This is a genomic window from Streptomyces sp. NPDC000134 (genome assembly GCF_042899225.1).
Taxonomy (GTDB): Bacteria; Actinomycetota; Actinomycetes; order Streptomycetales; family Streptomycetaceae; genus Streptomyces.
The window spans coordinates 172389-197768 of record NZ_JBIAZN010000016.1 but is presented as its reverse complement, the minus strand read 5'-3'; the positions used below and the strand labels follow the sequence as shown (position 1 = coordinate 197768).

The following is a 25380-nucleotide window of genomic DNA, read 5'->3' as shown; positions in this document are numbered from 1 at the left end:
ACATTCCGAACCCGGAAGCTAAGCCTTACAGCGCCGATGGTACTGCAGGGGGGACCCTGTGGGAGAGTAGGACGCCGCCGAACAATTATTCAAAGGGTTGGACCCGGGATTTTCGTTCCGGGTCCAACCCTTTTTTATTTTTTGTTACTTGGTGTTCACGTAGCGCAACCACCATCCCCACCATGGGTACTGCAGCGATGCTGAGGGCCGCAGGTGTCGGAGTCGGTGACGAGGTCATCGTGCCGGCCTTCGGGAACGCGGAAGTCGCCGAGGCCGTCGTCCTGGCCGGGGCGCTGCCGGTGTTCGCGGACATAGACCCGGCGACGTACTGCCTCGACCCGTCCGCCGTCGAGGCCGCGGTGGGGCCGCGGACCGCCGCCCTGGTCGCCGTACACCGGTTCGGGCGGCCGGCGGACATGCGGCGGCTGCTCGATATCGGGCACCGGCGCGGACTGCTGGTGTTGCAGGAAGGGGAGTCCGAGGCGCCGTACGACGAGATCGCACAGCGGCGGCAGCGGGCCGGCTACCTCGATGCCCGGCTGCGGGGGGTGCGCACGCCCGACGGCGGGAACGGGCACACCTATCAGCAGTACGTGGTGCGGGTGCCCGGGAACGGGCGGCCGGACCGGGACGCGTTCGCGCGGGCGGTGCGGGCCCGGGGGGTGGACTGCCGGGTGCCGGTGAAGACGCCGGTGCACCGGATGCCGGATTTCCGGCGCTGTGTGGCATTGCCGGAGACCGAGCGGGCCGCTCATGAAACGCTCGCGCTGCCGGTCGACGCCGCTCTGACCAAAAGGGACATGCAGCGGATCGTGTCCGCGTGCAATGCGCTCGGCGGACTGCTCCAGCCGGCCTTCTGAGCGTGGTTGGGAGCACGGCTGTGTTCGGGGTATGATCTATTCCGTTGCCGCGAGGGAAACCTCGAAAAGTGACCGGCCCCTATAGCTCAGTCGGCAGAGCGTCTCCATGGTAAGGAGAAGGTCAACGGTTCGATTCCGTTTGGGGGCTCCACAAGAAAAGGCCCCGCCCATTCGGGCGGGGCCTTTGTGCTGTCCTAGTCCCGGTGCGGCTCCGGGACGCGCATCGCCAGGATCGCCATGTCGTCGGACGGGGCGTCCGAGGCGAAACGCTCCACCGCGCGCATGATGCGGGCCGCCACCGCGCCGGCCGTGAGGCCCGTGCAGGTCGTGAGGACGTCGGCCAGGCCGTCGTCGCCCAGCATGCGGGCGCCCTCCCGGCGTTCGGTCACGCCGTCCGTGACACAGAGCAGGACGTCACCCGGATCGAGGGTGACCGTCTGCTCGTACAGCTCCAGGTCCTCGATGACACCGAGGAGGGGCTGCGGTTCGGCCGCCGGTTCGACCGTGCCGTCCTGGCGGAGGCGGAGCGGCAGGGGGTGACCGGCGCAGACGACCTTCAGTTCGGCGCTGCCGTCCTCCTGGGGGCGCAGCTCGCCGTAGAGGAGGGTGAGGAAGCGGCTGCGGGCGCCCTCGTCCAGGATGGCCGAGTTCAGGCGCTCCAGGACCGCCGGGCCGCTCAGCCCCTCGCGGGCCAGCAGACGCAGGGCGTGCCGGGCCAGGCCCGTGACCGCCGCCGCGTTCGGGCCCGTACCGCAGACGTCGCCGATGGCGAAGCCGTAGGCGCCGTCGTGGATGGGGAAGAGGTCGTAGAAGTCACCGCCGACCTCGTTGCCCTCGCCGGCCGCTCGGTAGATGACCTCAACCTCGACGCCCTGGATCTGCGGCAGCTCCGGGGGCAGCAGGCTGCGCTGGAGGGACTGGCTGATGGCCGTGCGCTCCGAGTACAGGCGGGCGTTGTCCAGGGCCAGGGCGGCGCGGCGGGAGAGGTCCTCGGCGAGTTCCAGGATCTCCTGGCGGAAGTGCTCGTCGGCGGGCTTGCCGAGGGTGAGCATGCCGATGACGCGGTTGCGGGCGACCAGGGGCAGCACCACGGTCTCGCCGCCGACCGCGGCGGCCGTGGCCAGGGTCGGGCCGATGCCCGACGTCACCTGGTGGGTGGTGTTGCCGCTCAGGCCGAGGCTGCGCATGGAGGAGCGCAGCGCCGCCTGGTGGGCGACCTCGCCGGGAGCCGTCCAGACCCGGGCGCCCGGCGTCGGGACCGGGTCGGGCGGGGGGACCTTGGACAGCAGGGACTTGATGCCGTCGATCAGTTCCTCGTCCTCGTGCAGGACGTACGACAGGTCGGGGTCCGAAGCCTGGTCCGCGATGGTGTAGACGGCACACCAGGTGGCCAGCGTCGGGACCGTCATCTGGGCCATCAGGGCGAGGGTCTGGTCGCGGTCCAGGGTGCCCGCGAGCAGGTCGGACGCCTCGACGAGGAAGCTGAGCGAGCCGCGGCGCAGCCGCTCCAGCTCGCCGAGCCGGGCCGACTCGACGGCCAGGGCGATGCGGTCGGCCGCGAACTGCAGGCGCAGCGCCTCCTCGTTGGAGTAGCGGGCCGGGGCCTCCGCGGCGACGCCGAGCGAGCCGGTGAGGCGGCCCTCGACCTTGAGCGGGACGGTGACGACCGAGCGCATCCCGGTGCCGTTGAGGAGGGGTACGGCGCCCGGTACGGCCGTCAGGTCGTCGTGGACGGCGGGCATCCGGGCGGAGCCGTAGCGGCCGGGACCGGCCTCGACGGGGACGCGGGCGAAGCGCTGGCGGGCGGAGGGCAGGCCGGTGGAGGCGCGGACCTCCAGCTCCGTCTCGTCGTCGGTGGCCAGCAGCAGGAAGGCGGCGTCGGCGTCGAGCATGTCGCGGGCGCGTTCGACCGTGCGCTGGAGGAGGCCGTCGAGGTCGTCCGGGGCGGGGGAGCCGATGAAGACCTCGAAGGGGTCGGTGCTCTGGCCCTCGGCGGCGCCGGTGTCGGCCGGCACGCGGGTCGGGGACTGCAGCACCGCCCGTTCGTGGTCGCGGACCAGGAGGCAGACCGTGGAGGGCTCGCCGCCGGTGTCGCGGACCCGGAGGTGGGAGGCGTACACCGGGGTGACGCGGCCGTGGGCGCCGCGGATGCCGTAGCTGCCCTCCCAGCGGGAGAGCTGGAGTGCCTCGACGATGCCGGTGCTGGTGCCCGGGGTGTGCGGCCAGGCGGCGAGGTCGATGAGCGGCTTGCCGACGACCTGCTCGGCCGGGTAGCCGAAGAGTTCCTCGGCGTCCTCGTTCCAGGCGGTGATCGCGCCGACCCGGTCGATCTGGACGACGGCCACGCGGACGCGGCCGTCGGCGAGCGGCAGCAGCTCGGCGGGGAGGCAGGGGCCGGCGGAACGGGTGCCGACCGGGCGTTCGGGCAGGTCGAGATGGAACCAGACGGTCTTGTGCGTCGGCGTGTAGTCCACGCCCCAGCGGCCGGCCAGGGCCGCGCAGAGCTGGAGGCCGCGTCCGCCCTCGCGGTCCGGGCTGCCCATGTCGGCGAGCGAGCCCTGGAGCGGGACCTCGCGCTCCGGGTAGCGGTCGGCGACCTCGATCCGTACGCCTTCCTCGGTGCGCAGGCAGACCACGTCGGCGGAGGTGCCGGCGTGCACCACGGCATTGGTGACCAGCTCGCTGGTGAGCACCACGGCGTCGTCGACGATGTCGGCGTAGCCCCAGCCCTGGAGGGTGTCCCGGACGAAGGAGCGCGCGCTCGCGACCGATCGCCCGACGGGCTCGAAGCTGGCGGCCGCGCGCGCGGTGATCACGGAACTCCTCGACCCTCTTTCTCCGTGCAGGCCCGTCTCGTCGGGAAGCTGCCGCCGCTGCTGCGGCATGCCGCCCGCCGGCTGCGGGTCCGGGGGCTGTCCCCCCGGCACCAGTCCGGTGGTCATGTGTCCGGCCGCCCCTCTGTGCCCGCTCGTTTCGTGCCACCGCCCAGGCCGGACGGACCGGCGTGGCTGGACAGCCGCATGCAAGGTTACTTACCTTCGCGGTCCATGCGGATGCCGGTCTGCAGTGTTTCCGCCCGAGGGTGTGCGGACGATGTGCGAAGCTGCCGAACTGTTATGGCCTGGTTCGGCCGGGGTGAAACACTGGGCAGGCTTCCTGTGAAGGTCCGATGGGACCAGGTGTTGACCGCGTACGGCGGGCAGCAGCCCCTAGAGGTCCGGCGGACCGGCACGGGACAGCGCGACAGCACGGACATACCCGGCGGTAACCGGTACGTCGAGCAGTAGGACCCGGGCACGGCACGATGGTCGACCCCTGCGGGAGGGACACAGTGGAGTCTGGCGCAGCGGCGCGGAGCACGAAGACGCGCGCGAAGGGCGGACAGTCCCCGAACGATCAGGGCGGGAAGCGCAATGGGACCACTGCGGTGGACACGGCGTCCCTGAACCGGCTGCTGGCGGCCCTGGTCTCGATGCGGGACGGGAACTTCCGCAAGCGGCTCACGGTGTCCGGCGACGGCGTGATGTCGGAGATCGCGGCGGTCTTCAACGAGGTGGCCGACCGCAATCTGCATCTGACGGGCGAGCTGGCCCGGGTCCGGCGGATGGTCGGGCGCGAGGGAAAGCTCACGGAGCGGCTGGAGACCGGGGCCTGCGAGGGGTCCTGGGCGACCGCCGTCGACAACTGCAACGCGCTGGTGGACGACCTGGCACGGCCGGTCTCCGAGGTCAGCCGGGTGCTGTCGGCGGTGGCCGAGGGTGATCTCTCGCCCCGGATGGAGCTGCGGACCCAGTTGGCCGAGGGGTCCGGGCAGCCGTTGCGCGGGGAGTTCCTGAAGGTCGGGCGGACGGTGAACAACCTGGTCGACCAGTTGTCGACGTTCACCGACGAGGTCACGCGCGTGGCCAGTGAGGTGGGCACCGAGGGCAAGCTGGGCGGTCAGGCCCGGGTGCGCGGGATGTCGGGTTCGTGGAAGGACCTCACGGACTCCGTCAACACGATGGCGTACCGGCTGACGGCTCAGGTGCGGGACATCGCGCTGGTGACGACGGCGGTCGCCAAGGGCGATCTGTCGCGGAAGGTCACGGTCCATGTGGCCGGCGAGATGCTGGAGCTGAAGAACACCGTCAATACGATGGTCGACCAGCTCTCGGCGTTCTCCTCCGAGGTGACGCGCGTCGCCCGCGAGGTGGGCACCGAGGGCGCGCTGGGCGGGCAGGCCCGGGTGCCCGGCGTGGCCGGCGTGTGGAAGGAACTGACGGACTCGGTCAACACGATGGCCGGGAACCTGACCGCCCAGGTGCGCGGGATCGCCGAGGTGACGACGGCGGTCGCCAGTGGTGACCTGTCGCGGAAGGTGACCGTGCCGGCCCGCGGCGAGGTCGCGCAGTTGGCCGAGACGATCAACCAGATGACCGAGACGCTGCGGATCTTCGCCGACGAGGTCACGCGCGTGGCCAACGAGGTCGGTGCCGAGGGGCAGCTCGGCGGCCAGGCGAACGTGCCGGGCGCGGCGGGGACCTGGAAGGACCTGACGGACTCGGTCAACACCGTCTTCCGGAACCTGACCACGCAGGTGCGGGACATCGCCGCGGTGACCACGGCGGTCGCCAACGGGGATCTGTCGCAGAAGGTCACCGTGGACGTGGCCGGCGAGATGCTGGAGCTGAAGAACACCGTCAACACGATGGTCGACCAGCTCTCCGCGTTCGGTGCCGAGGTGACGCGGGTGGCGCGCGAGGTCGGTGTCGAGGGCGAGCTGGGCGGGCAGGCCCAGGTGCCGGGGGCGGCGGGGACCTGGAAGGACCTCACGGACTCCGTCAACACGGCGTTCCGGAACCTGACCGGGCAGGTGCGCAACATCGCCCAGGTGACGACGGCGGTCGCCAACGGGGATCTGTCGCAGAAGGTCACCGTGGACGTCTCCGGGGAGATGCTCCAGCTCAAGAACACCGTGAACACCATGGTGGACCAGCTCTCCAGCTTCGCCGACCAGGTCACGCGGATGGCCCGGGACGTGGGCACCGAGGGCCGGCTCGGCGGCCAGGCCCGCGTGGACGGCGTGTCCGGTACGTGGAAGGAGCTGACCGACTCCGTCAACTTCATGGCCGGGAACCTCACGTCCCAGGTGCGGCAGATCGCCCAGGTGACGACGGCCGTGGCGCGCGGCGATCTGTCGCAGAAGATCGACGTGGACGCCCGCGGGGAGATCCTGGAGCTGAAGAACACCATCAACACGATGGTCGACCAGTTGTCGTCGTTCGCCGAGCAGGTGACCCGGGTCGCCCGCGAGGTGGGCACCGAGGGCCGGCTCGGCGGCCAGGCGCAGGTGCCGGGCGTGGCGGGCGTGTGGCGCGACCTCACCGACTCGGTGAACGGCATGGCGGGGAACCTCACCGCGCAGGTGCGCAACATCGCGCAGGTGGCGACCGCGGTCGCCCGCGGTGACCTCTCCCAGAAGATCACCGTGGACGCCCGCGGGGAGATCCTGGAGCTGAAGAACACCCTGAACACGATGGTCGACCAGTTGTCGTCGTTCGCCCAGGAGGTCACGCGCGTGGCCCGCGAGGTGGGCACCGAGGGCATCCTCGGCGGGCAGGCCGAGGTGCAGGGCGTCTCGGGCACCTGGAAGGACCTCACGCAGTCCGTGAACGGCATGGCCAACAACCTGACCATGCAGGTGCGCAACATCGCCGAGGTGACGACGGCCGTCGCCAAGGGCGACCTGTCGAAGAAGATCACCGTCGACGCCAAGGGCGAGATCCTGGAGCTGGTCACCACCGTCAACACGATGGTCGACCAGTTGTCCTCCTTCGCCGAGCAGGTCACGCGCGTGGCCCGCGAGGTGGGCACGGAGGGCATCCTCGGCGGGCAGGCGCACGTGCCGGGTGTGGTGGGGATCTGGAAGGACCTCAGCGACAACGTCAACCTGATGGCGAAGAACCTCACCGTCCAGGTGCGGAACATCTCGCAGGTCGCCGCCGCCGTCGCCAACGGCGATCTGACCCGGACGGTGACGATCGAGGCGCGCGGCGAGGTCGCGCAGCTCGCCGAAACGTTCAACACCATGGTGAAGACGCTGAGTTCCTTCGCCGACCAGGTCACCAAGGTGGCCCGGGAGGTGGGCACGGACGGCATCCTGGGCGGGCAGGCGCACGTCCCGGGCGTGGCCGGCACCTGGAAGGACCTCACCGAGTCGGTGAACCAGATGGCGTCCAACCTGACCGGTCAGGTGCGCAACATCGCCATGGTGACGACCGCCATCGCCAAGGGCGACCTCACCAAGAAGATCGACATCGACGCACGCGGGGAGATCCTGGAGCTGAAGACGACCATCAACACGATGGTCGACCAGTTGTCGTCGTTCGCCGAGGAGGTCACCCGGGTCGCCCGCGAGGTGGGCACCGAGGGGCAGCTCGGCGGGCAGGCCCGCGTGCGTGACGTCGACGGCACCTGGCGGGACCTGACCGAGTCGGTGAACGAGATGGCCGGGAACCTGACCCGGCAGGTACGGGCCATCGCGCGGGTGGCGACCGCGGTGACCCGCGGCGACCTGAACCTGAAGATCGACGTGGACGCGTCCGGCGAGATCCAGGAACTCCAGGACTACATCAACAAGATGATCGCCAACCTGCGCGACACCACGATCGCCAACAAGGAGCAGGACTGGCTCAAGGGCAACCTCGCCCGGATCTCCGCGCTGATGCAGGGCCGCCGCGACCTCCAGGACGTCGCCTCGCTGATCATGAGCGAGCTGACCCCGGTGGTCTCCGCCCAGCACGGCGCGTTCTTCCTGGCGCTGCCGCTGCTCGACGGCCAGGAGCAGGGCGCCGCGGCGGACGACCAGTACGAGCTGCGGATGCTGGGTTCGTACGGCTACTCGATGGGGTCCATGCCGACCTCGTTCCGGCCGGGCGAGGCGCTGGTCGGGACGGCCGCGAAGGAGAAGCGCACGATCCTGGTGGAGAACGCGCCCAGCGGCTATCTGAAGATCTCCTCCGGGCTCGGGGAGGCGCCGCCCGCCCAGGTGATCGTGCTGCCGGTGCTGTTCGAGGGCAAGGTGCTCGGCGTCATCGAGCTGGCGTCGTTCACGCCGTTCACGCAGATCCAGAAGGACTTCCTCAACCAGATCGCCGAGATGATCGCGACCAGCGTCAACACCATCTCGGTCAACACCAAGACCGAGGTGCTGCTGAAGCAGTCGCAGGAGCTGACCGAGCAACTGCGGGAGCGGTCGGCCGAACTGGAGCAGCGGCAGAAGGCCCTCCAGGCGTCCAACGCCGAACTGGAGGAGAAGGCCGAGCTGCTGGCCCAGCAGAACCGGGACATCGAGGTGAAGAACACCGAGATCGAGGAGGCGCGGCAGGTGCTGGAGGAGCGCGCCGAGCAGCTCGCGGTGTCGATGCGCTACAAGAGCGAGTTCCTCGCCAACATGTCGCACGAGCTGCGTACGCCGCTGAACTCGCTGCTGATCCTGGCCAAGTTGCTCGCCGACAACGCCGAGGGGAACCTCTCCCCGAAGCAGGTCGAGTTCGCCGAGACCATCCACGGGGCCGGCTCCGACCTGCTCCAGCTCATCAACGACATCCTGGACCTGTCCAAGGTCGAGGCGGGCAAGATGGACGTCTCGCCGACCCGGATCGCGCTGGTCCAGCTCGTCGACTACGTGGAGGCCACCTTCCGGCCGCTCACCGCCGAGAAGGGCCTGGACCTGTCGGTGCGGGTCTCGCCGGAGCTGCCCGCCACGCTGCACACCGACGAGCAGCGGCTGCTCCAGGTGCTGCGCAACCTGCTGTCCAACGCGGTGAAGTTCACCGACTCCGGCTCGGTGGAGCTGGTGATCCGGCCGGCCCGGGACGACGTGCCGCAGAAGATCCGCGAGCAGTTGCTGGAGGCCGGTTCGCTGACCGACCCGGCCGCGGACCTGATCGCGTTCTCGGTGACCGACACCGGCATCGGGATCGCGGCCAGCAAGATGCGGGTGATCTTCGAGGCGTTCAAGCAGGCCGACGGCACCACCAGCCGCAAGTACGGCGGTACGGGCCTGGGGCTGTCCATCTCGCGGGAGATCGCGCAGCTCCTGGGCGGTGAGATCCACGCGCAGAGCGAGCCCGGCCGCGGCTCGACGTTCACCCTGTACCTGCCGCTGCACCTGAGCGAACTGCCGCCGCAGGGCTACCAGCAGCCGGTGGCCGCGCTGGAGGCCGGCGACCTGGTGGCCTCCGCGGGCGACGCCCCCGACCGGGGCGGGGAGGCGGACGTGCAGATCGAGACGCCGGCCGAGGTGAAGTCGTACCAGGAGACGCAGAACGGCGCCGCCGCGCTGTTCCGGCGCCGCCGGCGGGCCCTGCCGGGGGCCGAACCGCGGGCCGAGCGGCAGGAGCAGTGGCCGCCCGCCGCGCTCCAGGAACCGCTCGCGCAGGCGCAGCGGGGCATCCGGTTCGGCGGCGAGAAGGTGCTGATCGTCGACGACGACATCCGCAACGTGTTCGCGCTCACCAGCGTCCTGGAGCAGCACGGCCTGTCCGTGCTCTACGCCGAGAACGGGCGGGAGGGCATCGAGGTGCTGGAGCAGCACGAGGACGTGGCGGTCGTCCTGATGGACATCATGATGCCCGAGATGGACGGTTACGCCACGACCACGGCGATCCGCCGGATGCCGCAGTTCGCCGGGCTGCCGATCATCGCGCTGACCGCCAAGGCGATGAAGGGCGACCGGGAGAAGGCGATCGAGTCGGGCGCTTCCGACTACGTCACCAAGCCCGTCGACCCCGATCACCTGCTGACGGTCATGGAGCAGTGGATGCGGGGGGTGTGAGGTGGCGGGAACGCCCGGTGTTCGCGCGGAGTTGCTGACGCAGTGTGCGCGAAGCCGTGTAGAAGTGCGGGATTCGGGGAACTTTCTGTTCCGCCGCTGCGTTTCTGCTACGTGCACAGTGACATCACGGTGACAGGGTGTGGTGACCGGCGGGGTGCGGCTACGATGACCGGCACAAGGACGGGCGGCGCAAGGGAGTCGTCCCCTGGGGTGGCACCCGCCGGTGCTTCCCCAAGTCCTGCGGACAGGGGAGGCCCCACGCCGGGGCGAGGAGGGCGGGCCATGGTGCAGAAGGCCAAGATCCTCCTGGTCGATGACCGGCCGGAGAATCTGCTGGCGCTGGAGGCGATCCTCTCGGCGCTCGATCAGACGCTGGTGCGGGCATCGTCCGGGGAGGAAGCGCTCAAAGCACTGCTCACGGACGACTTCGCGGTCATTCTGCTGGACGTCCAGATGCCGGGTATGGACGGTTTCGAGACCGCCGCGCACATCAAGCGGCGGGAGCGCACCCGGGACATCCCGATCATCTTCCTCACCGCGATCAATCACGGCCCGCACCACACCTTCCGCGGGTACGCGGCGGGCGCGGTGGACTACATCTCCAAGCCGTTCGACCCGTGGGTGCTGCGCGCGAAGGTCTCCGTCTTCGTCGAGCTCTACATGAAGAACTGCCAACTGCGGGAGCAGGCGGCCCTGCTGCGGCTCCAGTTGGAGGGCTCCGCGCACAAGGACGACGGCGGCCAGGTCAAGGAGTCGGCGGGGCTGCTCGCCGAGCTGTCGGCCAGACTGGCGGCCGTCGAGGAGCAGGCCGAGGCGCTGTCCAAGCAGCTCAACGACGAATCGACGGACGCGGCGGCGGTGGCCACGGCCGCCCATCTGGAGCGCAAGCTCACCGGACTGCGGCGGGCGCTGGACGCGCTGGAGCCGGGCACCTCCGGCGGCCGGGCCGCGATCACCTGAGGCCCGTACCCGGGCGTGGCCGTGAGGCCGCGTCAGCGGGCGCCGCGGGCGCGTCAGTTCCGCTCCCCTCCGAGGGCGACACGAACGGGTGAAGCAGTGGGCGCACGTGTCCGACGCTGTCTCCACCGGTAACCTCACACCTATGGCCTCACGTCCCTCCGCAGCCAAGAAGCAGCCCGCGAAGAAAGCGGCTCCCGCGAAGGCTCCGACGAGGAAGGCCGTCGCGAAGAAGGCCGTCGCGAAAAAGGCCCCGGCCAAGAAGGCGCCCGCCCGCAGGGCACCGGCCAGGAGACCCGCTCCCGCGCCCGCGGCCAGCCCCACGGGGGGCGTCTACCGCCTCGTACGCGCCCTCTGGCTGGGCCTCGCGCACGCCGTCGGCGCCGTCTTCCGCGGCATAGGACAGGGCGCGAAGAACCTCGACCCGGCCCACCGCAAGGACGGCGTCGCCCTGCTGCTGCTCGGCATCTCGCTGATCGTCGCCGCCGGCACCTGGGCCGACCTGGAGGGCCCCGTCGGCGACCTGGTCGAGATCCTGGTGACCGGCGCCTTCGGCCGGCTCGACCTGCTCGCGCCGCTGCTGTTCGGCACCATCGCCGTCCGCCTCATCCGGCACCCGGAGCAGCCCGAGGCCAACGGCCGGATCGTGATCGGCCTGTCCGCGCTGGTCGTCGGGGTGCTCGGGCAAGTGCACATCGCCTGCGGCTCGCCCGCACGCGGCGACGGCATGCAGGGGATAAGGGACGCCGGCGGGCTGATCGGCTGGGCGGCGGCGACGCCGCTGTCGAAGACGATGACCGACGTGCTGGCCGTGCCGCTGCTGGTGCTGCTGACGGTGTTCGGGCTGCTGGTGGTGACCGCCACGCCGGTGAACGCCATCCCGCAGCGGCTGCGGCTGCTCGGCGTGCGGCTCGGGCTGGTCCGCGACCCGGTCCTCGAGGAGGTGCCGGGCGACGACGAGCGGTACGAGGAGCAGTGGCGCGAGGCGCTGCCCGCCCGGCCCCGCGGGCGCGGCGGACCGGTGCCCGAGGTGTACGACGTCGAGGACGCCGAGCAGGAGGCACCGACCCGGCGCCGTACCCGGGCGAGGCGGCCGGCCGCGGCGCGGCCCGGCGGGCCGGACGCGGTGGACGTGGCCGCCGCCGCGGCCGCCGCGCTGGACGGGGCCGTGCTGCACGGGATGCCGCCGTCGCCGCTGGTCGCCGACCTCACCCAGGGCGTCGGCACGGGCGACCGGGAGCCGACGACACCGACACCGACACCGGCCCCGGCGCGCGCTCCGGCGCCGTCGCCGGTGCCCGCGGCCCGGCCCGAGCGGACCGAGGCCGACAGCGGGGTCCCCGACCTCACCAAGAGCCCGCCGCCCAAGGAGCGCGAGCTGCCGGCGCGTGCGGAGCAGCTCCAGTTGTCGGGCGACATCACCTACGCGCTGCCGTCCCTGGACCTCCTCACGCGCGGGGGGCCGGGCAAGGCGCGCAGTGCCGCCAACGACGCCATAGTGGCGGCGCTGACCACCGTCTTCACCGAGTTCAAGGTCGACGCCCGGGTCACCGGCTTCACCCGCGGGCCGACGGTCACGCGGTACGAGGTCGAGCTGGGCCCCGCCGTGAAGGTCGAGCGGATCACCGCACTGGCCAAGAACATCGCGTACGCCGTCGCCAGCCCGGACGTCCGGATCATCAGCCCGATCCCCGGCAAGTCCGCCGTCGGCATCGAGATCCCGAACACCGACCGGGAGATGGTCAACCTCGGTGACGTGCTGCGGCTCGCGGAGTCCGCCGAGGACGACGACCCGATGCTGGTCGCCTTCGGCAAGGACGTCGAGGGCGGGTACGTCATGCACTCGCTGGCGAAGATGCCGCACATGCTGGTCGCCGGCGCCACCGGGTCCGGCAAGTCGTCGTGCATCAACTGCCTGATCACCTCGGTGATGATGCGGGCGACCCCCGAGGACGTCCGGATGATCCTGGTCGACCCCAAGCGCGTCGAGCTGACCGCCTACGAGGGCATCCCGCACCTGATCACGCCGATCATCACCAACCCCAAGCGGGCCGCCGAGGCCCTCCAGTGGGTGGTCCGCGAGATGGACCTGCGCTACGACGACCTGGCGGCGTACGGCTACCGGCACATCGACGACTTCAACCGCGCGGTGCGCGAGGGCAAGGTCAAGCCGCCCGAGGGCAGCGAGCGCGAGCTGCAGCCGTACCCGTACCTCCTGGTGATCGTCGACGAGCTGGCCGACCTGATGATGGTCGCGCCCCGGGACGTCGAGGACGCGATCGTGCGGATCACGCAGCTCGCGCGTGCGGCCGGCATCCACCTGGTGCTCGCCACCCAGCGGCCCTCGGTGGACGTCGTCACCGGTCTGATCAAGGCGAACGTGCCCTCCCGGCTCGCCTTCGCCACCTCCTCGCTCGCCGACTCCCGGGTCATCCTCGACCAGCCCGGTGCCGAGAAGCTGATCGGCAAGGGCGACGGCCTGTTCCTGCCCATGGGCGCGAACAAGCCGACCCGTATGCAGGGCGCCTTCGTGACCGAGGAGGAGGTCGCGGCCGTCGTCCAGCACTGCAAGGACCAGATGACGCCCGTCTTCCGGGACGACGTCGTGGTCGGCACCAAGCAGAAGAAGGAGATCGACGAGGACATCGGCGACGACCTGGACCTGCTGTGCCAGGCGGCCGAGCTGGTCGTCTCCACGCAGTTCGGGTCGACGTCCATGCTCCAGCGCAAGCTGCGGGTGGGCTTCGCCAAGGCGGGCCGGCTGATGGACCTCATGGAGTCCCGGAACATCGTCGGACCGAGCGAGGGTTCGAAGGCGCGTGACGTTCTTGTGAAGCCTGAGGAACTGGACGGAGTGCTGGCGGTGATCCGGGGGGAGTCTGAAGGGTAGGGAAACGGGACACCTCGCCCGCCCGACGGCCCGGACGCGACAACCGGCCGGTCGGGCGGGGCCCGTCCGCGGGGTTCTTGGGCCGGGGTTTTTGGGCAACCGTTTGCCCTCGTCGTACGTCAAGTTGGGCGGAGCGACGAACACCTGCTCCACCATCGGTCTGCCGGGCCATTCCGATGGCGTACAAAGTGCGACCGCCCGGTTGCCCCACCCGTTTGTACCCCCCCTAGACTGAACGTCCAGCACAGGCGGCCAACCGCTCGAAAGGCGCCCCCGTGTCCATCGGCAACTCCCCTGAAGACGAGCGTCCGTTCGAAGACGTGTCCCGTGACGTCGCCGAGGAAGCCCGCCCCTCCATCGGCCGCGCCCTGCGGCAGGCGCGCATCGCCGCCGGGCTGACCGTCGACGACATCAGCAGTGCCACCCGGGTCCGGATCGCCATCGTGCACGCCATCGAGGCCGACGACTTCGGCCCCTGCGGCGGTGACGTCTACGCACGCGGGCACATCCGTACGCTGGCCAGGGCCGTCGGACTCGACCCCGCCCCGCTGATCGAACAGTTCGAGACCGCGCACGGCGGGCGTCCCGAGCCGACCCCGGCCGCACCTCTGTTCGAGGCGGAGCGCATCCGTCCCGAGCGGCGCGGGCCGAACTGGACCGCGGCCATGGTCGCCGCGATCGTCGTCGTGATCGGCTTCGTCGGCTTCACGCTGGTCAAGGGCGGCGACGACGGCGGCTCCCAGGCCAGCGTGGGCGAGGGGCCCACGGCCAGCGCCAGCCGGTCCGCGTCCGCGTCCGCGTCGGCCAAGCCCAAGAAGCCCGTCGCCCCCAAGCCCGACCCGAGCGACAGCGCCATCGCCGCCGCCCCCGCGGACAAGGTGACGGTCAAGGCCACCGCCACCGACGGCCGTAGCTGGATCTCCGCCAAGGACCACAACGGCAAGCAGCTCTTCGACGGAGTCCTCGAACAGGGCGAGTCCCAGACCTTCCAGGACAGCACCGAGATCAACCTCGTCCTCGGCGACGCCGGGGCGATCGAGCTGTACGTCAACGGCAAGAAGATCGAGGACGACTTCGCACCCGGCGCCGTGGAGCGGCTGACGTACACCAAGGGCGACCCGCAGGTCGGATAACGGGCCCGGGAGGGGCGAGGCGGCACGGGGCCGGCCGGGACCGGCCAACCCCGTCGACGTGGGGTGTCCGTGGGACGAAGTAGTCTTGAGCCCATGCCTGAACGCCGTACCGTCGCACTCGTCACCCTTGGCTGCGCCCGTAACGAGGTGGACTCGGAGGAGCTCGCAGGCCGTCTGGAGGCGGACGGCTGGCAGCTCGTGGAGGACGCCGAGGACGCGGACGTCGCCGTGGTCAACACGTGCGGCTTCGTCGAGGCCGCCAAGAAGGACTCCGTCGACGCCCTGCTGGAGGCCAACGACCTCAAGGGCCACGGCAGAACGCAGGCCGTCGTGGCGGTCGGCTGCATGGCCGAGCGCTACGGCAAGGAACTCGCCGAGGCCCTCCCCGAGGCCGACGGCGTGCTCGGCTTCGACGACTACGCCGACATCTCCGACCGGCTCCAGACCATCCTGAACGGCGGCATCCACGCCGCCCACACCCCGCGCGACCGGCGCAAGCTGCTGCCGATCACCCCGGCGCAGCGGCAGGAGGCGGGCGCGTCCGTGGCGCTGCCGGGGCACGGCCCCGTGGAGCTTCCCGGGCCCGCGCCGGCGGACCTGCCGGAAGGCGTCGCCCCGGCCTCCGGGCCGCGCGCCCCGCTGCGCCGCCGGCTGGACGGCTCCCCGGTCGCCTCCGTCAAGCTCGCCTCCGGCTGCGACCGGCGCTGTTCCTTCTGCGCCATCCCCTCCTTCCGCGGCTCCTTCATCTCGCGCCGCCCGAGCGACGTGCTGAACGAGACGCGGTGGCTGGCCGAGCAGGGCGTCAAGGAGATCATGCTGGTCTCCGAGAACAACACCTCCTACGGCAAGGACCTCGGCGACATCCGCCTGCTGGAGTCCCTGCTGCCCGAGCTGGCCGAGGTCGACGGCATCGAGCGGGTGCGGGTGAGCTACCTCCAGCCGGCCGAGATGCGCCCGGGACTGATCGACGTCCTGACCTCGACGCCGAAGGTCGCCCCGTACTTCGACCTGTCCTTCCAGCACTCCGCGCCGGACGTGCTGCGCGCGATGCGCCGCTTCGGCGACACCGACCGCTTCCTGGAGCTGCTGGACACCATCCGGAGCAAGGCGCCCGAGGCCGGTGTGCGCTCCAACTTCATCGTCGGCTTCCCCGGCGAGAGCGAGGCCGACCTCGCCGAGCTGGAGCGGTTCCTGAACCACGCGCGGCTCGACGCCATCGGCGTCTTCGGCTACTCCGACGAGGAGGGCACCGAGGCGGCCGGTTACGACGGCAAGCTCGACGAGGACGTCGTCGCCGAGCGGCTCGCGCGGGTCTCCCGGCTCGCCGAGGAACTGGTCTCCCAGCGGGCCGAGGAGCGGGTCGGCTCGACCGTGCGGGTGCTCGTGGAGTCCGTGGACGACGAGGACGGTGTGTACGGGCGGGCGGCGCACCAGGCGCCCGAGACGGACGGCCAGGTCCTGCTCACGAGCGGCGAAGGTCTCGGTGTCGGTCGTATGGTCGACGCGAAGGTGGTCGGCACGGAAGGTGTCGACCTGGTGGCCGAGCCCCTCCTGGGCTCGCCCGCCTGGACCGGGGACGCGTCGACCGAGGAGGCGGGCAGATGACCGGAGCACCGGCGTCCGCGGCGGGGGGCTCCTCCGGCGCGCGGAGGGCCGGCCCGCCTCCGGCAGCGGGGGGCGTGGAGCGGGGGGACCTGGGTGCTCTGGGAGGCGTAGGTGACCTGGGGGACGGAGGCGGCTCGGGTGGCCGGGGTGACCTGAGCGATCTGGGTGAGCTGAGCGATCTGGGTGAGTGTATGGACCGTACGGGGCGGTCGGAGGGCATGGGTCCCGCGGGCTCGGCCGGTGGTGCCGGTGAGGGCGGCGCCGGGGGGCGCGGGGGTGCTCCTCGGGGCGGGAAGATCGCGGCGGCCGCCGTCAACCAGGCCAGCGTCTGGAATGTCGCGAACCTCCTGACCATGCTCCGCCTGGTCCTGGTGCCGGGGTTCGTCGCGCTGATGCTGGGCAACGGCGGAAACGACCCGGCCTGGCGCTCGTTCGCTTGGGCGGCGTTCGCCATCGCCATGATCACCGACCTGTTCGACGGCCATCTGGCGCGCACCTACAACCTCGTCACCGACTTCGGGAAGATCGCCGACCCCATCGCCGACAAGGCGATCATGGGCGCGGCGCTCATCTGTCTCTCGTCCCTGGGCGATCTGCCGTGGTGGGTGACGGCCGTGATCCTCGGCCGGGAACTCGGGATCACGCTGCTGCGTTTTCTGGTCATCCGGTACGGCGTCATCCCCGCGAGCCGCGGCGGCAAGCTGAAGACCCTCACTCAGGGTGTGGCCGTGGGCATGTATGTGCTGGCGCTGACGGGGCCGCTGGCGACTCTGAGGTTCTGGGTGATGGCCGCGGCGGTCGTGCTGACCGTCGCGACCGGGCTCGACTATGTAAGACAGGCCATTGTGCTGCGCAGGCAGGGAATCGCCGAGCGCAGGGCGGTGTTGAAGGAGACGGAAGGTTGAGTTCCGAGGCCGCCGACGTGGTACGACTACTCACCGTGAAGGGTGGCACGGTCGCGGTAGCCGAGTCACTGACGGGCGGGCTGGTCGCGGCGGAGATCACCGCGGTTCCCGGAGCCTCCAAGGTCTTCCGGGGGTCGGTCACCGCCTACGCCACCGAGCTGAAGCACCGGCTGCTCGGCGTCGACGCGTCGCTGCTGGCGGCACGGGGCGCGGTGGACCCGCAGGTCGCCGCCGAGATGGCGGCCGGCGTGCGGACCGCGCTGGGTGCCGACTGGGGCATCGCGACGACCGGCGTCGCGGGGCCGGACCCCCAGGACGGGCAGCCTGTCGGTACCGTTTTCGTGGCCGTGCACGGCCCCGAGAGGGCGGCGGACGGTTCTGCCTCTGGCGGAAAAGTGGAGGCGCTGCGGTTGAACGGCGACCGCGCGGAAATTCGTATGGAGAGTGTACGGAGCGTACTCGCACTTCTCGTGGAGGAGATCGCGAGCGAACAGACCGGGAATGAGCGGGCACAGGATACGGAACGGAACGGGGGGTTTTGATGTTTGCAGCCCTGAGTGAACACGACATCGCTCCCCGCACGGCCGCAGCGCGAGGCGGTACGGTGGGGCGTGAAGGATGCGGCTACGCGGTCCGAGGAGGGAGCCACCGATGATTCTGCTCCGTCGCCTGCTGGGTGACGTGCTGCGTCGGCAGCGCCAGCGCCAGGGCCGTACTCTGCGCGAAGTCTCCTCGTCCGCCCGAGTCTCACTCGGCTATCTCTCCGAGGTGGAGCGGGGGCAGAAGGAGGCTTCCTCCGAGCTGCTCTCCGCCATCTGCGACGCGCTGGACGTACGGATGTCCGAGCTGATGCGGGAAGTGAGCGACGAACTCGCCCTCGCCGAGCTGGCCCAGTCCGCTGCGGCCACTCCCAGCGAAACCGTGCCCACACCGGTCCGTCCGATGCTGGGTTCCGTCTCGGTGGCCGGTGTGCCACCGGAACGGGTGACGATCAAGGCGCCCGCCGAAGCGGTGGACGTCGTCGCCGCCTGAGCGACACCGCCGTCCCGCTCCGATGCGGGCGGACGTCCAGGCACCGAAGTGTGCAGGCCCCGGCCGGGGCTCCTCCGGATCGCCGGAGGGGTGCGGTCGGGGTTTTCGCATGCGGGCGGGCTTCGTTCTCCGGGGCCCGGGTCGTCCGGGGGCGTGGGCGTGCCGTGCGTTTGCCGGGGGAGGGCGCTGCGGTCATCGTGGAGGGATGTGCGGGGGGCCGCTCGACGGAGGTGTTGATGTACGTCGTCAAGAGCCCGTTGTCCGACGCGAACCTCGCGACCGTGTCCGATGCGCTGCAGGGCGCCCTCGTCGACCTGGTCGACCTCGCCCTCGTGGCGAAGCAGATCCACTGGAACGTGGTCGGGCCTCGCTTCCGCTCGGTGCACCTCCAGCTCGACGAGGTCGTGAGCACCGCACGCGCCCACTCCGACACCGTGGCCGAACGCGCCGCCGCGCTCGGCATCTCCCCCGACGGACGGGCCGCGACCGTGGCCGTCGGCAGCGGGATCGGGGTGACGCCGGAGGGCTGGGTCGACGACTCGGCGGCGGTCGGGTCGATCGTGGACGCCCTGGGCGCGGTCATCGCCCGGATGCGGGAACGGATCGACGCGACCGGGGAGCCCGATCCCGTGACGCAGGACGTCCTCATCCAGGTCACGGGGGATCTTGAGAAGCAGCACTGGATGTTCCAGGCCGAGAACGGGTGACGGCGCCTCTCCGCCCGGGGCGCGCGGGGGCGGGGGACGGGGGTGGCGGGGCATGCCGGGGCGAATAGCGGGGCGGGGGGTGGGCTCGGTCGTCGGCCGGGGGGCCGTGGTGGGGCTCGGAGTGGTGTGGTGGTGGGCTGTGCTGCGGCTCGCCCTGGCGCCGGGGGCGGGGGTGCTGGAAGCGGCGATGGCGGCCGGGGGGTGGGGACTGAGCCTGCTGCCGGTGCACTGCGTGGCCAGGGAGCGGGCGGCGGGAGCGTTGGGGGCGGGACGGTGGCGGAGGGCCTGGCGGGCTGGCGGGCGCGGCGGGGTGGTGCGGGCTTCGGCGGATGCGGGCGCGAGCGGGGGCGAGGGGGAGGGTGACGGGGACGCTGGGGCTTCGGATGCCCTCGGGCATGGGCGGGCGGGCGGTACCGGGACGTCCCGGGCGGGGTCGGAGGGCGATGCCGGGGTGTACCGGGCGGGGCCGGACGGCGGTTCGGGGGAGTGAGCCTGAGGCCGACCGTGTACGGGGGCGGTCGGCCTGCGGGGGGCGGGCTGGGCAGGGGCAGGGGCAGGGGCAGGGGCAGCGGCAGGGGTCACCTGTGCGTGCGGGGGCGCTGTTGCCGCAGGGGCGGCGGGGTCGGGCCCGGTTGGCAGGTGGGGCACCAGTACGTGGGGCGGTCGCGGGAACCGTCGCCCTGGTCGGCCACGCGGATCGGCGTGCCGCAGCGCAGGCAGGGGCGCCGGGCGCGGCCGTAGACGAAGAGGTCGGGGGCGCGGCGGCCCGTGGTGTTGCGCACCGGGCGGTCGCGGTTGGCCTCCAGGAGCCGCTTGGCGAGCACGGGCAGGGCGGTGGCGCGGTCGGCCGGCAGGTCGCCCGCGGGCAGCCAGGGCGTGACGCCGAGCAGGAAGCACAGCTCGCTCTTGTACACGTTGCCGATGCCGGCCAGGTTGCGCTGGTCCAGGAGGGCCTCGCCGAGGGCACGGGCGGGATCGGCGAGGACGTTCGCCAGGGCCAGGCCGGGGTCCCAGTCCGGGCCCAGCAGGTCGGGGCCGAGATGACCGACCGCGCGCTGCTCCTCGGCGCCGCGGAGCAGTTCGAGGACCGGCAGCCGGTAGCCGACGGCGGTGCGGTCGGCGGTGCCGAGGACGACGCGGATCTGGTGGGCGGCGCCGCCGCTCCAGCGCCGGCCGGGCTCGAACACCTTCCATGAGCCGTCCATCCGGAGATGCGAGTGCAACGTCACGTCGCCCTCGATGCGGGTCAGCAGATGCTTGCCCCGGGGCGTGACGTCCAGGACGGCACGGCCGGTGAGGTCGACCGTGGCGTACTGGGGCACGCGGAAGTCGGTGAGGATGAGCACCTTGCCCGCGAGGGCGTCGTGCAGTCGCCTCGCGGCCTGCCGGACCGTGTCCCCTTCAGGCATCAGGGCCTCCCGCCTCGGTCATGCGCGCAGCCGCAGTCCGCGCGGGGTCGCGATGAACCCCGCGCGCTCCAGCAGGACGCCGAACGGGGACGTCAGCGCCGCCGCGCCGTTGACCCGCTCCACCGTGACCGTGCCCAGCGCGCCCGCGCGGGCCGCTTCCGCCAGCGCCTCGGTCGCCGCGCCCAGACGCGGGTCGTCGGCGGCCGGGGCGTCGGCGTCGGAGGGCCAGGCGAGCAGTGTCTTGCCGCCGCGCTCCATGTAGAGCGCCAGGTCGCCGTCGACCAGGACCACCAGGGAGCCGGCCTTGCGGCCCGGCTTGTGTCCGGCGCCGGTCGGGGGCTCGGGCCAGGGGAGGGCGGCGCCGTAGGCGTTGGCCGGATCGGCGGCGGCCAGGACGACGGCCCGGTCGGCGGGGGACGGGCGGGTACGGCGGCCCGGGAAGCCGCTGCCGTGGGCGCCGGGGGTGGAGCCGCCGCCGTACGGGCCGCCGGAGCGGGGACCGCCGGCGCCGGGGGAGGCGTAGTCCCGGGGGGAGACGTACTCGTCCCTGGAGTAGGGCGGGCCGGGGGTGAAGGCGCCCGGGGTGGCGAAGTCGGTGTCCAGGGCGGGAAAGGGGGCGGCCGGGGCGGACCGGTCCGGGGTGGTCGTGGACCGGTCGGGGTCGGGGGACGTGCCGAAGTCGTCGGCGGGCTGCTGCGGTCCGCCGGGGCCGCCGCCGGGCAGGCCGTCGCCGCGGTCGCGGGCGTTGGCCACCGCGCGGAGGCGGTCGACGGCGCCGTCCATGGCGAACTGGGCCGCGCCGAGGCCCTCCACCACGTACCCGCGTCGGGCCTGTCCGCTCTCCTCGAAGGCCGACAGGATGCGGTAGACGGCGGAGAAGCCGCCTTCGACGCCCTCGGCCGAGACGGCACCGCGGGTCACCACGCCGTGCCGGTCCAGGAGCGTGCGGGCCAGGGCGTGGGCGCGGACCGTGGTGTCGGACTCGCGGGCCGGCAGCAGGGACCAGCGGCCCGCGACGGTCGGGGGTCCGGAGCGGGAGGCGGGGCGGGCGGCGGCCGTGAGGGAGCCGTAGCGGCCGCGGGGAGCCGCGCGTCTGGCGCGGTGGGCCGTGGAGCCCGCGGTGCGGCCCGAGCCGAGGAAGGACCGCAGGGGCGCCAGCGTGTCGTTGGTCAGCAGGCCGGACCAGGCCAGGTCCCACAGGGCGTCGGCGAGCTGGGGATCGGTGGCGTCGGGATGGGTGGTCGCACGGACCTGGTCGGCGATCTGGCGGAAGAACAGGCCGTAGCCGCCGGACAGGGTGTCGAGGACGGACTGGTGGAGGGCGGTCGTCTCCAGGGGGTGCGGGGGCGGCACGAGCAGCGGGGCCGCGTCCGCCAGGTAGAGGGAGATCCAGCCGTCCTTGCCGGGGAGGGAACCGGCCCCCGCCCACACCACCTCGCCGGCGGCGGTCAGCTCGTCGAGCATGGCCGGGGCGTAGTGCGCCACGCGGGACGGCAGGACCAGCTTCTCCAGGGCGGAGGCGGGTACGGACGCGCCCTGGAGCTGCTCGACGGCGCGCACCAGGCCGTCGACGCCGCGCAGCGAGTGGCCCTTGCCGATGTGCTGCCACTGGGGGAGGAACTGGGCGAGCGCGGGCGGCGGCACCGGCTCCAGCTCGTGCCGCAGCGCGGCCAGCGAGCGGCGGCGCAGCCGACGCAGTACGGCCGCGTCGCACCACTCCTGGCCGATCCCGGCCGGATGGAACTCGCCCTGGACGATCCGGCCCGCCGCCGACAGCCGCTGCAGAGCGCCGTCCGTGACGGCCACGCCCAGGCCGAAGCGGGCGGCGGCGGTGGCCGAGGTGAACGGGCCGTGGGTGCGGGCGTAGCGGGCCAGGAGGTCGCCGAGCGGGTCCTTGACGGGCTCCATGAAGGCTTCCGGCACGCCCACGGGCAGCGCCGTGCCGAGCGCGTCGCGCAGCCGTCCGGCGTCCTCGATCGCCGCCCAGTGGTCGGCGCCCCCGATACGGACCTTGATCGCGCGGCGGGCGGCGGCCAGCTCGGGCGCCCACCGGGGTTCGGCGCCCCGCTCGGCCAGCTCGGCGTCGGTGAGCGGGCCGAGCAGCCGGAGCAGGTCCGCGACGCCCTCCACGTCCTTGACGCGGCGGTCCTCGGTGCGCCACTGCAGCTCGCGCTCCAGCTCGGTCAGCACCTCGGCGTCGAGCAGTTCGCGCAGCTCCGCCTGGCCGAGCAGCTCGGCGAGCAGCCGGGAGTCCAGGGAGAGGGCGGCGGCGCGGCGCTCGGCGAGCGGCGAGTCACCCTCGTAGAGGAACTGGGCGACGTAACCGAAGAGGAGGGACCGGGCGAACGGGGAGGGCTCGGGGGTGGTGACCTCCACCAGGCGCACCCTGCGGGCCTCCAGGTCACCCATCAGCTCGACCAGTCCGGGGACGTCGAAGACGTCCTGGAGGCACTCGCGGACCGCCTCCAGCACGATCGGGAACGACCCGAACTCGCTCGCCACCACCAGCAACTGGGAGGCGCGCTGGCGCTGCTGCCACAGCGGGGTCCGCTTGCCGGGGCTGCGGCGGGGCAGCAGCAGCGCGCGGGCGGCGCACTCGCGGAAGCGGGCCGCGAACAGGGCCGAGCCGCCCACCTGGTCGGTGACGACCTGGTTCACCTCGCCCTTGTCGAACACGACGTCGGCCGCGCCGACCGGGGCCCGGTCCGCGTCGTACTCGGTGCCGGCCCTTCGCGGCTCCTGGTCGAGGAGGTCCAGGCCCATCAGATCGGCGTCCGGCAGCCGCAGCACGATGCCGTCGTCGGCGTGCATCACCTGGGCGTCCATGCCGTACCGCTCGGACAGGCGGGCGCCGAGGGCGAGCGCCCAGGGGGCGTGGACCTGGGCGCCGAAGGGGGAGTGGACCACCACCCGCCAGTCGCCCAGCTCGTCCCGGAAGCGCTCGACCACGATGGTGCGGTCGTCGGGGATGTGGCCGCAGGACTCGCGCTGCTCGGCGAGGTACGCCAGGACGTTGTCCGCGGCCCAGGCGTCCAGGCCGGCGGCGAGCAGCCGCCGCCGGGCGTCGTCCCCGGGCAGGGAGCCGACCTCGCGGAGGAACGCGCCCAGCGCGCGGCCCAGCTCCAGCGGGCGGCCCAACTGGTCGCCCTTCCAGAACGGGAGCCTGCCGGGCACGCCGGGCGCCGGGGACACCAGGACGCGGTCGCGCGTGATGTCCTCGATCCGCCAGGAACTGGTGCCGAGCGTGAAGACGTCCCCCACGCGGGACTCGTACACCATCTCCTCGTCCAGCTCGCCGACCCGGCCGCCGCCCTTCTTCGGGTCGGCGCCGGCCAGGAACACCCCGAACAGGCCGCGGTCGGGGATGGTGCCCCCGGAGGTGACGGCCAGCCGCTGCGCCCCCGGACGGCCGGTGACCGTGCCGGCGACGCGGTCCCACACCACGCGCGGGCGCAGCTCGGCGAACGCGTCGGACGGGTAGCGGCCCGCGAGCATGTCCAGGACCGCCGTGAACGCCGACTCCGGCAGCGAGGCGAAGGGCGCGGCGCGGCGGACCACGGCGAGCAGGTCGTCGACCTGCCAGGTGTCCAGGGCCGTCATCGCCACGAGCTGCTGCGCGAGGACGTCCAGCGGGTTGGCGGGGACCCTCAGGGACTCGATGGCGCCGGTGCGCATCCGCTCGGTGACCACGGCCGCCTGCACCAGATCGCCCCGGTACTTGGGGAAGACCACGCCCGTGGAGACCGCGCCGACCTGGTGTCCCGCTCGGCCGACGCGCTGGAGGCCGGAGGCGACCGACGGCGGGGACTCCACCTGGACCACGAGGTCGACCGCGCCCATGTCGATGCCCAGCTCCAGGCTGGAGGTGGCGACCACGGCGGGCAGCCGGCCCGCCTTGAGGTCCTCCTCGACCTGGGCGCGCTGCTCCTTGGAGACCGAGCCGTGGTGGGCGCGGGCGATCACGGGCGGGGCGCCCTGGGCGGCACCCGCGCCGCCCATCAGCTCGGCCGGGGAGTGGTGCTCGCCCAGCGGCTCGCCGGTCGCCCGCTCGTACGCGATCTCGTTCAGCCGGTTGCACAGGCGCTCGGCCAGGCGGCGGGAGTTCGCGAAGACGATCGTGGAGCGGTGCGACTGGACGAGGTCGGTGATCCGCTCCTCGACGTGCGGCCAGATCGACGGGCGCTCCGCTCCGTCGCCGGAGTCCGCGACCGGGGAGCCGCCCAGCTCGCCGAGGTCCTCGACGGGGACGACGACGGAGAGGTCGAACTCCTTGCCCGAGGGCGGCTGCACCACCTCGGCCTTGCGGCGGGGCGAGAGGAAACGGGCGACCTCGTCGACCGGGCGGACGGTGGCGGAGAGGCCGATGCGGCGGGCGGGCCTGGGCAGCAGCTCGTCCAGCCGCTCCAGGGAGAGTGCCAGGTGGGCGCCGCGCTTGGTGCCGGCGACCGCGTGGACCTCGTCGAGGATCACCGTCTCCACGCCGGTGAGCGCGTCCCGGGTGGCCGAGGTCAGCATCAGGAACAGGGACTCGGGGGTGGTGATCAGGATGTCCGGCGGGCGGGTGGACAGCGCGCGGCGCTCGGCGGCGGGGGTGTCGCCGGAGCGGATGCCCACCTTGACCTCGGGCTCGGGCAGGCCCAGGCGGACGGATTCCTGGCGGATGCCGGTCAGCGGGCTGCGCAGATTGCGCTCCACGTCGACGGCCAGGGCCTTGAGCGGGGAGACGTACAGGACCCGGCAGCGCTTCTTCGGGTCGGCGGGCGGGGGCGTCGAGGCCAACTGGTCCAGGGCCGCGAGGAAGGCGGCCAGGGTCTTGCCCGAGCCGGTGGGGGCGACCACCAGCACGTCCGAGCCCTCGCCGATGGCCTGCCACGCGCCGGCCTGGGCGGCGGTGGGCGCGGAGAAGGCACCCGTGAACCAGCCGCGGGTCGCGGGGGAGAAGCCGTCGAGGGCTCGGTGTGCGGAGCTGACCATGCGTCCATCGTGCACCCGGCCACTGACAATCGGGCCGGGAGCGGCCCCCGCGGCGGTCCGCGCGGGTGGCGCGGGGCGGGCCGCCGGGCG

Annotated in this window: 13 protein-coding genes, 1 tRNA gene, 1 rRNA gene and 1 pseudogene; 13 read left to right on the top strand and 3 right to left on the bottom strand. The window is 72.4% G+C overall.

From position 1 onward, the window contains the following. The 3 genes from rrf to ACFY32_RS24215 all read left to right on the top strand — a co-directional run. Positions 1-83: ribosomal RNA gene (gene rrf, locus ACFY32_RS24225) — 5S ribosomal RNA — on the top strand; the annotation flags it as partial. Between the two features lie 99 nt (positions 84-182). Further along, positions 183-860 carry a DegT/DnrJ/EryC1/StrS family aminotransferase gene (locus ACFY32_RS24220; RefSeq protein WP_390675221.1) on the top strand — a complete coding sequence of 226 codons (678 nt, stop codon included), beginning with the start codon at positions 183-185 and terminating at the stop codon, positions 858-860. Between the two features lie 75 nt (positions 861-935). Then, positions 936-1011 (top strand) — tRNA-Thr (locus ACFY32_RS24215). A 43-nt stretch (positions 1012-1054) separates the two neighbouring features. On the opposite strand, the gene ACFY32_RS24210 is transcribed toward ACFY32_RS24215, so the two are convergent. After that, positions 1055-3802: a SpoIIE family protein phosphatase gene (locus ACFY32_RS24210; RefSeq protein ID WP_390675220.1), complete on the bottom strand. Its 2748-nt coding sequence runs from the start codon at positions 3800-3802 to the stop codon at positions 1055-1057. A 389-nt stretch (positions 3803-4191) separates the two neighbouring features. Here ACFY32_RS24210 and ACFY32_RS24205 point away from each other — a divergent pair, with 389 nt between their 5' ends. The 10 genes and pseudogenes from ACFY32_RS24205 to ACFY32_RS24160 form a co-directional block, all read left to right on the top strand. Further along, on the top strand, positions 4192-9678 hold the full coding sequence (locus tag ACFY32_RS24205; RefSeq protein WP_359202966.1) for a HAMP domain-containing protein: 5487 nt from the start codon (positions 4192-4194) through the stop codon (positions 9676-9678). A 282-nt stretch (positions 9679-9960) separates the two neighbouring features. After that, the gene (locus ACFY32_RS24200; protein WP_359202969.1) at positions 9961-10638 is read left to right on the top strand and encodes a response regulator; all 678 of its coding nucleotides are present in this window, start codon (positions 9961-9963) and stop codon (positions 10636-10638) included. A gap of 142 nt (positions 10639-10780) precedes the next feature. Beyond that, complete coding sequence (locus tag ACFY32_RS24195; RefSeq protein ID WP_390675219.1) at positions 10781-13525, top strand: DNA translocase FtsK; 2745 nt, start codon at positions 10781-10783, stop codon at positions 13523-13525. 275 nt (positions 13526-13800) lie between these two features. Further along, the gene (locus ACFY32_RS24190; RefSeq protein WP_359202975.1) at positions 13801-14658 is read left to right on the top strand and encodes a helix-turn-helix domain-containing protein; all 858 of its coding nucleotides are present in this window, start codon (positions 13801-13803) and stop codon (positions 14656-14658) included. Between the two features lie 93 nt (positions 14659-14751). Beyond that, positions 14752-16263 carry a 30S ribosomal protein S12 methylthiotransferase RimO gene (rimO, locus tag ACFY32_RS24185; protein ID WP_390675218.1) on the top strand — a complete coding sequence of 504 codons (1512 nt, stop codon included), beginning with the start codon at positions 14752-14754 and terminating at the stop codon, positions 16261-16263. Then, positions 16260-17168, top strand: coding sequence for a CDP-diacylglycerol--glycerol-3-phosphate 3-phosphatidyltransferase (gene pgsA, locus ACFY32_RS24180; protein WP_390675217.1), 909 nt, complete (start codon positions 16260-16262; stop codon positions 17166-17168). The genes rimO and pgsA overlap by 4 nt, the downstream gene beginning before the upstream one ends. Beyond that, positions 17165-17710, top strand: coding sequence for a CinA family protein (locus ACFY32_RS24175; protein ID WP_390675216.1), 546 nt, complete (start codon positions 17165-17167; stop codon positions 17708-17710). The genes pgsA and ACFY32_RS24175 overlap by 4 nt, the downstream gene beginning before the upstream one ends. A 109-nt stretch (positions 17711-17819) precedes the next feature. Beyond that, positions 17820-18200: a helix-turn-helix domain-containing protein gene (locus ACFY32_RS24170; RefSeq protein WP_190205448.1), complete on the top strand. Its 381-nt coding sequence runs from the start codon at positions 17820-17822 to the stop codon at positions 18198-18200. Positions 18201-18436: 236 nt separating this feature from the next. Next, positions 18437-18907 (top strand): Dps family protein, encoded by a 471-nt coding sequence (locus ACFY32_RS24165; protein WP_390675215.1) that lies wholly within the window; start codon positions 18437-18439, stop codon positions 18905-18907. Between the two features lie 52 nt (positions 18908-18959). Continuing rightward, positions 18960-19238 (top strand): annotated as a pseudogene (locus tag ACFY32_RS24160) (hypothetical protein); the annotation flags it as partial. Between the two features lie 247 nt (positions 19239-19485). Here the strand turns inward: ACFY32_RS24160 and ACFY32_RS24155 are convergent. Beyond that, complete coding sequence (locus tag ACFY32_RS24155; protein WP_359202994.1) at positions 19486-20316, bottom strand: DNA-formamidopyrimidine glycosylase family protein; 831 nt, start codon at positions 20314-20316, stop codon at positions 19486-19488. 18 nt (positions 20317-20334) lie between these two features. Continuing rightward, a complete protein-coding gene (locus ACFY32_RS24150) occupies positions 20335-25290 on the bottom strand; it encodes an ATP-dependent helicase (RefSeq protein WP_390675214.1) in 4956 nt (1651 codons plus the stop codon). Positions 25291-25380 lie beyond the last annotated feature (90 nt).